Annotated in this window: 9 protein-coding genes and 1 pseudogene; 6 read left to right on the top strand and 4 right to left on the bottom strand. The window is 38.8% G+C overall.

Annotated elements, in window-relative coordinates:
- Positions 1-516 (top strand): hypothetical protein (locus tag N475_RS25740; protein ID WP_211270617.1); only part of this gene is annotated, 516 nt, incomplete at its 5' end.
- Here the strand turns inward: N475_RS25740 and N475_RS16825 are convergent.
- Positions 490-2,028 carry a DNA cytosine methyltransferase gene (locus N475_RS16825; RefSeq protein WP_063365632.1) on the bottom strand — a complete coding sequence of 513 codons (1,539 nt, stop codon included), beginning with the start codon at positions 2,026-2,028 and terminating at the stop codon, positions 490-492. The two genes, N475_RS25740 and N475_RS16825, sit on opposite strands and share 27 nt — an antisense overlap.
- Before the next feature lie 125 nt (positions 2,029-2,153).
- Here N475_RS16825 and N475_RS16820 point away from each other — a divergent pair, with 125 nt between their 5' ends.
- On the top strand, positions 2,154-2,819 hold the full coding sequence (locus N475_RS16820) for a hypothetical protein (protein WP_063365631.1): 666 nt from the start codon (positions 2,154-2,156) through the stop codon (positions 2,817-2,819).
- Here the strand turns inward: N475_RS16820 and N475_RS25550 are convergent.
- Positions 2,817-3,155, bottom strand: a pseudogene (locus N475_RS25550) (DUF3427 domain-containing protein); the annotation flags it as partial. The gene N475_RS16820 and the pseudogene N475_RS25550 sit on opposite strands and share 3 nt — an antisense overlap.
- A 227-nt stretch (positions 3,156-3,382) precedes the next feature.
- Between N475_RS25550 and N475_RS16815 the strand changes: the two are divergent.
- The 3 genes from N475_RS16815 to N475_RS16805 all read left to right on the top strand — a co-directional run bounded on the left by N475_RS16815 (position 3,383) and on the right by N475_RS16805 (position 5,887).
- Positions 3,383-4,153 (top strand): hypothetical protein, encoded by a 771-nt coding sequence (locus N475_RS16815; RefSeq protein ID WP_063365630.1) that lies wholly within the window; start codon positions 3,383-3,385, stop codon positions 4,151-4,153.
- Positions 4,154-4,227: 74 nt separating this feature from the next.
- Complete coding sequence (locus N475_RS16810) at positions 4,228-4,593, top strand: hypothetical protein (RefSeq protein ID WP_063365629.1); 366 nt, start codon at positions 4,228-4,230, stop codon at positions 4,591-4,593.
- Positions 4,594-4,738: 145 nt separating this feature from the next.
- Complete coding sequence (locus tag N475_RS16805) at positions 4,739-5,887, top strand: DUF1570 domain-containing protein (protein WP_063365628.1); 1,149 nt, start codon at positions 4,739-4,741, stop codon at positions 5,885-5,887.
- A 564-nt stretch (positions 5,888-6,451) separates the two neighbouring features.
- On the opposite strand, the gene N475_RS25545 is transcribed toward N475_RS16805, so the two are convergent.
- Positions 6,452-6,604 (bottom strand): hypothetical protein, encoded by a 153-nt coding sequence (locus N475_RS25545; protein ID WP_155730852.1) that lies wholly within the window; start codon positions 6,602-6,604, stop codon positions 6,452-6,454.
- Positions 6,605-7,346: 742 nt separating this feature from the next.
- Positions 7,347-7,652, bottom strand: coding sequence for a hypothetical protein (locus tag N475_RS16800; RefSeq protein ID WP_063365627.1), 306 nt, complete (start codon positions 7,650-7,652; stop codon positions 7,347-7,349).
- A 111-nt stretch (positions 7,653-7,763) separates the two neighbouring features.
- Here N475_RS16800 and N475_RS16795 point away from each other — a divergent pair, with 111 nt between their 5' ends.
- Complete coding sequence (locus N475_RS16795; RefSeq protein WP_063356116.1) at positions 7,764-8,651, top strand: LysR substrate-binding domain-containing protein; 888 nt, start codon at positions 7,764-7,766, stop codon at positions 8,649-8,651.
- Positions 8,652-8,654: the final 3 nt, after the last annotated feature.

Here is an 8,654-nt window from a genome sequence, read left to right as displayed (position 1 = left end):
AAAGTTCATGATCTTGCCCTGTATATATACCCAAGCACTAAGTTGAAAGGTGGTGCAATTCTTATAGATGATAATGATGATATATATATAGTGCTAACACCTCATTGTGATTTAGCTAATAATAAAGCCGAGTTTATACAGATCGCCAAGGTAGAAAATATCTTCAATTTAGAAAGAGTGCAGAAAGCAGTGTCTAAACATAAGATTAATAATTCCAATTCAAGTAAAAAGAGTGTTGAAACCTCATTAGGCAATATGGTGAAAAATAAACTAAGTAGATATCACTATTTACCTAAGTCAGGACCTGTTAATGTACCTAGCGTGATAGACTTCCAAAAGTTAAAGTCTGTTGAACAAAATAAGTTTAGTGATGGGTACAGGGTCGTTGGCACTGTTGCTGAGAGCTTCTACAAAGACATCTTGAATAGGTTTTCTATAAACTATTCAAGACAAGGTTCTCCCGATTATGACTTTGAAAACGAATTGGAATCATTGCTTGCTCAAGCAACTAGATAATAGGTTCATAACAGTTACCCCAATTTTTTTTGCTAGTAACGGAGGCACAGCATTACCGACTTGAACGTATTGGTTAGTGCGGGTTCCTTCGAAAATATAATTGTCAGGGAAGGTTTGCAATCGTGCTGCCTCCCTAACTGTTAGACTTCTACACTGTTTTGGATCGTAATGCACGAAATAATGGCCATCTTTAGAAATGTGACTTGTTACGGTTGTTGCTGGGGCAGAAGCTACTTGTACTCTAAACCTGTCAGCATGTGCTCCTGTATGCCAGTTTTTATGAGCAGGAGCCAAAGATGCTGGAAAGTCTCTTGATTTAGGGGATGTATTGTTTAAGTTGGCAAACACAGCGCAATAAGCATAACGCAGCAGATCTTGTTTCATATGACCTCGAGTTTCGTGATTTAACACTACTTCTAGTGCTTCATCATAAATCCAGTCTTTGTAATACTTGGGCATTTGATTCGGTATGCTAGTAGGCTTTTTTTCGCTACGATTTAGGTTTTTATATGGAGTCAAACTTTTCTTCGTAATGGTGCTCTTGTCTCGAAATAATGTTTTAAGCTGAGAAGCATGCTCTGTAATTGCCAGTTCCCAACTCTTTGAGCAATCTTTTTGTTTTGAAAACCCGCTTCTAAGCTTCGGTAAATCACTTATTGCTTGTTCAACAGTCAGTTTACTTTCAATTTTTTCTAGTATTGCAGGTGTCGCATTAACGTCGCATCGTACGCCTAACAGTATCACTCGATGTCTAGCTTGTGGAATGCCAAAATCTTCGCATTTTATTAGAAAGTCTGATGAGTTTTTATATTCTGGCAAGTTTTCATTTTCAGCTGATGCTACTAAAGAAAATATTTTATACTCATGATGTGTTTTATTTTGTGTAACTTTCCCAGGAGCCCTCAAGTCTTTTAGTATTTCAGGAAATATAAGCTGACCATTTACCTTTGCAGTAAGAATTCCTCTTACATTCTCCATAACAAAGACTTCGGGTTCAACTAAACTAAGGACTTCTAAGTACTCTTTATACAAAAAGTGTCTCGAGTCATTCTCAGCCACATAGTCTTTATTTCCTGCATTACGAGAACGTCCCGCAAGAGAATATGCTTGGCAAGGTGGACCGCCGATGACAACTTTAGGCCCGTAGTGTTTTGCTACTAGCTCTTTGATACGCTTATGAACTTTTTCATTATCTTTGCCAAGCTCTGTTGGGCAATTTAAAGTTTCAACTTCTGCTTTTTTAGCCTCTTTAGGGTGCAGCTCATAAAGTTCTTGCTTGGTGATTTCACCGCGTGCATATCGATAATAATTAGATAAATCATGAGAACCGAGTTTTAATTCTCTGAATAGTGCTCTGGTTGTCAGTGTTTTGTGTGCAGATGGATCTTTTTCTACAGACATTGCAATTTTGAATGGATGTTTACCATCAGCTGTTTGGGCTGAAGAAATACCTTCCCCAAGTCCGCCTGGTCCAGCAAATAGATCAACAACTAAAACTTCTTTATCTTCCATTCAAAATATACCTTTGCAATAAACGCTAGCATGATACCAGGCTTGTGTATATCTACAATCATTTGTTGCTGTATGCCCTAGCAAATGGTTAAATTTTAGCAACTTAACATTTTAAGGATAGTAAAATGAAGAATAATTCATCACTTCTTGAGTGGGTTTTTCAGTTCATGGGGTTAAACGGAGCTGTTGAACTGCCTAGCAATGGAGTTTTTATTGCAACTTTATTATTTGTTTCAATAATAATCTCTTTACTTTTTAAAGCTAATTTGGTGAAAGCAATTGAGTTGTATATTTCATCTTCGAGCAGGAAACTGCAAATATTAAAAGATATTGATGATACGAACTGTATTGATGAAAATATTCAAGCTATAAACACGGAGTCGTTAAACGAAGCTGCTTTTTATGCAAATACAAAAATTAGAGCGGGTGTTGGTTTGAGAGAGGCTCTTATAAACTTTGAGAAAAAGCACACAAAAGCTACATGGTATCATCTAAAGCACGCTAAAGGGTTTATTGAAGTGGATGGGGGGGATATTCATATTAAATATGGTTTCATCCATAAACTGTTTTATAGAGCATGTGTAACATTGATCGTGCTTTGTACACTACTGTTTGCATTTTCTGGTGTTGTCGCCTCGCTTTCATTCTCAATTGACTTGTACTTTACTGCACAGTTGTTTGGCTTTTGTTTGGTTAATTTATTGATTGTTTTTATTTTAATTTTTTTAATAGAGCCTATAAAAAGTGCATTGTATCTTGAAAAGGTGATTACCGATTCTAAAATAGATTAAATCCCTCGAAATTGTGTTTTGCTTGTCAAACAGGGCGGTGAGAATACGACCTTGCGAATCAATGAGGTTTTCGCTGATCAATTGATCGTCTCTGATGTGATCTTTTAACCAAAACACCAGCTTGTTGGCCAGCTCAATTTGCTTGGTGATGCGGTTGTCATCACTATTTGGGATAGCATCAATAGCATGGGCGACCAGTTTTGAGAGAAAGCGTGATAGCCACACAGAGGCTTCGTTTGATTCAAGCTGACGCTCTCCGATGTAAAACTGCTCGCGGTCTAAGTTTTGCTCTACCACTTGGGTAATCAGCTGCTCATAAATGCCAATCTGCTGCATGGCCAAATCCTGTTGTTTTTATTCTTAATTCTATGAAAGCCATTGTATCTTAGCGCTTTTTGTTATTTTGAACCAGATTCTTATCCGCTGATTTTTACCATTATTTATGGAATGGCTATGGTATAAGTCCACAACCCTCTTGCACTAAATGTAATTGAAATGTAAATTTATTGTCCCAGTTCAACCCCGCAGGTCTAAATAGCGCGTTACACTTAGGAAGGAAACCAATGGAAGAATCAGCACCGCAACAACCTAGCCAAATTAAAAAAGCGGCCTTGTTTTCAGTTAAAAAGCTGATGGCACTAAGCGCTTTTATAGTCAGCATTCTCATTGGCGCGTATGCGACAGACATTGTCGAAACACTCAAAGCGTATGTGTTTTATTCTGAGTGTAGTGTGATCAGGTTTTTGCCTATTGTGTTATTGGGAACCAGTCTTGTGGGTTATTTATATTATCGTTTTGAAAGGTCCTCCGAAAGTACCTTAAAACGTGTGTTTAAATCTGCTGCTGCGGCCAGTGTCTGTGTAGCGTTTTTTAGTGCAGGGATGTTTCTAAAAGATCCTTGGCTGTCGATGTCTATGTTTAATGATGAATACGATGGACCTGTGAGAACACTTCAAAATTATGCGGGTTTTGAAGTAAAACAAGAGGCATGTGAGAAGCGCGGTAAAAATCTTACCTGCTCATTTTATGCGATTAACCTGCTGCCAAAAGACAATGAATTTAGAATTGACTCAGACAGCTACGTAATTGATCACAAAGACAGCCATGCCAGCGTCAATGCATTTTATATTGGTGAGAAACGGTATGGTTTTAGAACCTCCGATTACTTTGTTGTGCCTTTGGGTAGTAAACGCAAGTTCAAGCTTGAATTCGCCTTGTCCTCAGATGAAAAAATGCGGTTAGCACCGTATTTGTCGGTGGTAATGGAGTCGCGGGAACATCAAGAAAAACTTCTTAATTTCAGGTCAGTACCGGTTATTGACTATATTAACTAATGGCTATCTGCTTTTTTATTAGGCGAGTGTCGAACTTAAACAGGTAAATTCAGTATTTACGTATAGGACTTTATATGAATCAGGCACTTGGCTTTTTAATTTCAATTGTAATTGTTATTTTCGTGTTTGTGGTATCAGCGACTGCTGCGGGGCTATTTGCCGAGACGCTTGGGCTTTGGAAAAAGCCAATTATCGGTGCAGTTGCGGCTGCGTGTGTGGTGTTTTCGGCTTATGTGAGCGCACCGCGATATAAATTACTATCTGCCGCTATTTGGTTGATTATAGGCGCAATTTCGGCGTGGGTGTTATCGAGCATATTTATGTATGCAGAAGACGCTGCAACGTCACTGCCGCTATATATCACTTATACAAGCGGGCTGGTTACGCTAATGGCTTGCACTATTTGGCATAAAAAACATATTGGAGATGTATTGCGCTAAGTCGTGTTTTGAGAGCGTGATAAGTGATAGAGTGCACACCACAGCAAATGTATTTCAGAATACAAAGTGAAGTTAAATTTCAAAAAGACTAGGTTCGGCGTGCTAGGAAATACAAGAAAATAGATTAAGGAATAATAGAAAAGGAATGAACGACGATAGGGACGCATGGAAGGGGTCTATATTTAAGGCTTGTTTGGTCGTATTTTCGGCATTGTTATATCTCTTTTTTGATGGACGGCAGTTCTGGGTTGCCGAAGTACAGCCTTATTTATCACAGCAAAATGACAAGCCATTAAAACAAAAGGCTGACGATGACTCTTTTCGTACCACATCACATTTAAGGCCGACTAAAGAGCAAGTTCACCACTCTAAGCACCAATTAGGCGTTGATCATCAGCATACACTTAGGCGTTTTGGCCGATGTGAGCCCAGCAACAGTGAACGCGTAAAGTACCGAGTAGAGCGGGGGATTTACACCTGGGTTGATAGCAACGGTGTTACTAATTACTCAGACAAAAAGCCTGCTGGTGGCGCTAAAACGTACCAGCCGCGTAGCAGTCGAGTATTGGATTACTTTGATTTGGAGATCAGTGGGCCGACCATATCACATCAATTTAAAAATACCTTGAGCTCTAGACTTAATGCCATTTTTAGAGGTTATACCAGCATTGTTGGCCTTAAAGCTATGCGAAAGGTCACACTTAGAATTCAAGTACTTCCATCTCGAAGACGCTACGAGCGTGCAGTAAAAACATATGGTGGCGACCCAACTGGCACCGTAGGTGTGTACTTTGGAATTAAAAATACGGCGTTTGTTGAACAAACCTCATATGAGGGAACAATGCAAACTGCAATCCATGAAGCAGTACATGCAATCAATCAGGCAGTCATAGGCTTTTCTCCACGCTGGTTAAATGAAGGGCTTGCTGAGTATTTTGAAACCGTTGAAGTATCCATGCAAGTAGGCAAAGTTAAACCGACTAATCACATTTCTCGAAGTGGCTACATAAGGGGTCAAGTGCTTAGGCCAAGCCAACTTATTGGCGCTGAAGATACTTGGCAATCCTCCGATCCCGTTACCATGTATAGAAGCAGTTGGGCTTTTGTGCACTTTTTAATGTCTTCAAAATCTGGAAAACAGAGCCTAAAAGCATTGATGCTTAGTGAGCAAAAAAAACCATGTAGTTCATTGGACTACGCCAATGTAAAACGGGTTTTATATGGTACTTATCCAAACATGAAAAGTGCCTATGCCATGTTTTTAAATAGTCAGGCAAGGTCACAAAGATTGTAAAACATACAGTGAGAGATGTTTTAGTGTAAAGAATAAAGTTATTATTTATTATGCGCTTAAGCTTAACCTATAAGAAGGTGTGCCGCTTGTAATAGAGTGAAATACTTATGTCTTTTCCTTGGTGCTGCAGTTTATTCAATCTGCATTTGCAGCTTTTGAAAGACTATTTGTGTGCTTTGTAGGCGAACAAATTCGAGTAGTTGATAACTCAACTAAAGGATATGACAATGAACTATTCGCTTCATCCATCCGTTGGGGGTACCAGAATTGGTAACAGTCCTGTGCAGTTTTTGACAAAGTAAATGTGCCTCAAAGTTACAACGCGACCTTTCCTAGGTTGGTTACATTTGGTACTGAAGTTAAATCTTTAGGAGAGATTATCACTGATGATGAAGGCCGTTTAATAGTGTTACGTGGCTACGTAAGCCTAAAGGAAATGTGGCTACAAAGGCCCATAAAGGAAATAAAAATGAGATTTAAAAGATACGCTTATTAAAGCGAAAAATTTAACCATATTTAAAAGGCCAAGTACAAACTACCTAGCCTCAATCCATTAGCCTATAACTACACTATAATAGGGCAAGTTTGACATGAAGTACCCACAATAGTCTGGTTTTTGTAACTACCACCAGCTACTTGAGGTGTTGCCTCTGCAGGTAATGCTACTTTATTTTTTGATAGTTGCTTTAATGGCTTTTTGTTCAACTTAACTTTCATATTTAACTCCTTTATTTTAAGTTATTATTTTAGCCCTATTAAAGTAACAAAGGTCAGCGTCTGGTGCAACTGGTTAATTTTTTGGTGTTTAAAGGTTTATAATAGGTAATTAATTATCTTATAACTACTCTTTAGCACTTATTAATACCCACTTATATCAAGTACCAACCATTAAGTGTTTTTCGTTTGAGCTTAATGTTACTTTGATATTTATGATTATGCTTAATTTAGGAAAAAGCTGCGCCGCGGTGTTATTGGCTTCTCACCACGTTGTTTAAATGAGGGGCTTGCGGAGTATTCTGAATTTCTTGAGGTCTCAATTCAAGTTGGCAAAGCTTCATTTTTCGAGCATGTTTCTCGTAATGAGTTATTGTAAGGTCACGTCATGAGTTCGCATAAATTGATGGAGGCAGAAACGAAATGGCGCTCATTTAAGCCGATATATTATATTGGTAAAGCTGGGCATTTGTGCATTTTTTAATGTCTTCTGATCTTGGTAAAATGAACTTAAAACAGCAATTCCTACTAGAGTAGCCTGCGTCTTGCCGTATACAAGACAACACTCAAATTCGTTCTATATCATTTATTAACCGCGACATCAAAGCCCAGTAGGTTTGATGACAAAAAGTTGAGAGCGTGGCTTAATCGAGTTGTTTGAATTAATTAGGTCAAAGCTTTTAAATGTTGATTGGTATTTAAAAGCTTTTGGTTGATAAGTATCCGAAATTTCAGAGCGAAAAATTCACAGTAGGCTTAATATCTGTTTAGCGTTTTGTCTAGCTAAGCAGCTTTGAACAGGATCACTAGAAAATGCTTTAGAGGATACCTCCATAGGCGCACTTTCATGAAGTTTTCCGGATTTGTAAACCTTAACTCGACAGTTTGTTTTATCCTCATCTTCTGAATAAATCAGTTCAATTCGTTCCGCTTTCATAATTAAGTTTTTGTAGGGGTAACCTGCATTTGTAAATACTCTTTCAGTTTGTACCTGCTGAGCGGATGAAGTAAACGCGATAGTAAAAAAAGCTAAGATAATTGCATATTTCATGATAAATGGTCCTTGTGTGTCTGTATTCACCGCTAAGTATTGTGTGCTTACTCAAAACTGACAAACGAGAAAATCTGACTTATAGTTAAGTTTTAATTAAGTATAAAAGTCATGAAATCACCGCCATTAAAAGGACTCTGGTATTTTAAAACCGCGGCTGAGTTAGGCAGCTTTAAACAAGCAGCAGAAGCTCTGTTTGTTACACAAGCTGCTGTCAGTCAGCAGATCAGAATATTAGAGCAGCAATTAGGATGCACACTGTTCGAAAGGCAGACCCGAAAAGTGGTGCTTACTCAACAAGGGCAAGACTTACTGCCCTATTTGCACAAGGCTTTTGGACAAATAGATATGGGTCTGTCCACGTTAAAAGCAGATCCAAACCCAAGTACCATAAACTTGTCTGTATTACCGTCGTTTGCCTCTTGTTGGCTGTTACCGAGGCTAGCGCAATTTAAAAACGCATTACCAGACTACCAATTGCGCATCGACCCAACTGAGCAACTGGCAGATTTTAATGAAGATGACATCGATATCGGGATACGCTTTGGACTTGGCGACTACAACGGTTTAAAAAGCGAACTTATTGCTGAAGATGAACTGGTCATAGCCTATCAACCGGGGTTGATAAACCCGAATAAGCCGCTTCGTTCTCAACTGTCTAAACATAACTTTATTTATGACGAAGGCAGAGATAACGAGTTAGCTTGGTTTGAACTTTGCGACCAGCTTGGGCTTAGCGGACATGCGTCAAGCAATTTAAAAATTGATAATGCTGCTTTGGTTTTGCAGGCAACGGTGGCTGGGCAAGGGTTTTCGTTGGTACGTAGGCGATTAGTGGCGCAATCGTTAGCGCTCGGGCAGTTAGAAATCCACCCAGAATTTTCATGGCAGTGCGAGTTTCGATACTATTTGGTCGCTCCTGAACGACATTTTGAATGGCCAAAGATAAAGGCATTTCGAGATTGGATAATTACTGAGTTAAAAAGTACAGACCCATGATAG

It is taken from the genome of Pseudoalteromonas luteoviolacea DSM 6061, assembly GCF_001625655.1.
Taxonomy (GTDB): Bacteria; Pseudomonadota; Gammaproteobacteria; order Enterobacterales; family Alteromonadaceae; genus Pseudoalteromonas; species Pseudoalteromonas luteoviolacea.
The sequence above is the reverse complement of the archived record's forward strand: the minus strand, read 5'-3'. Positions and strand labels throughout refer to the sequence as shown.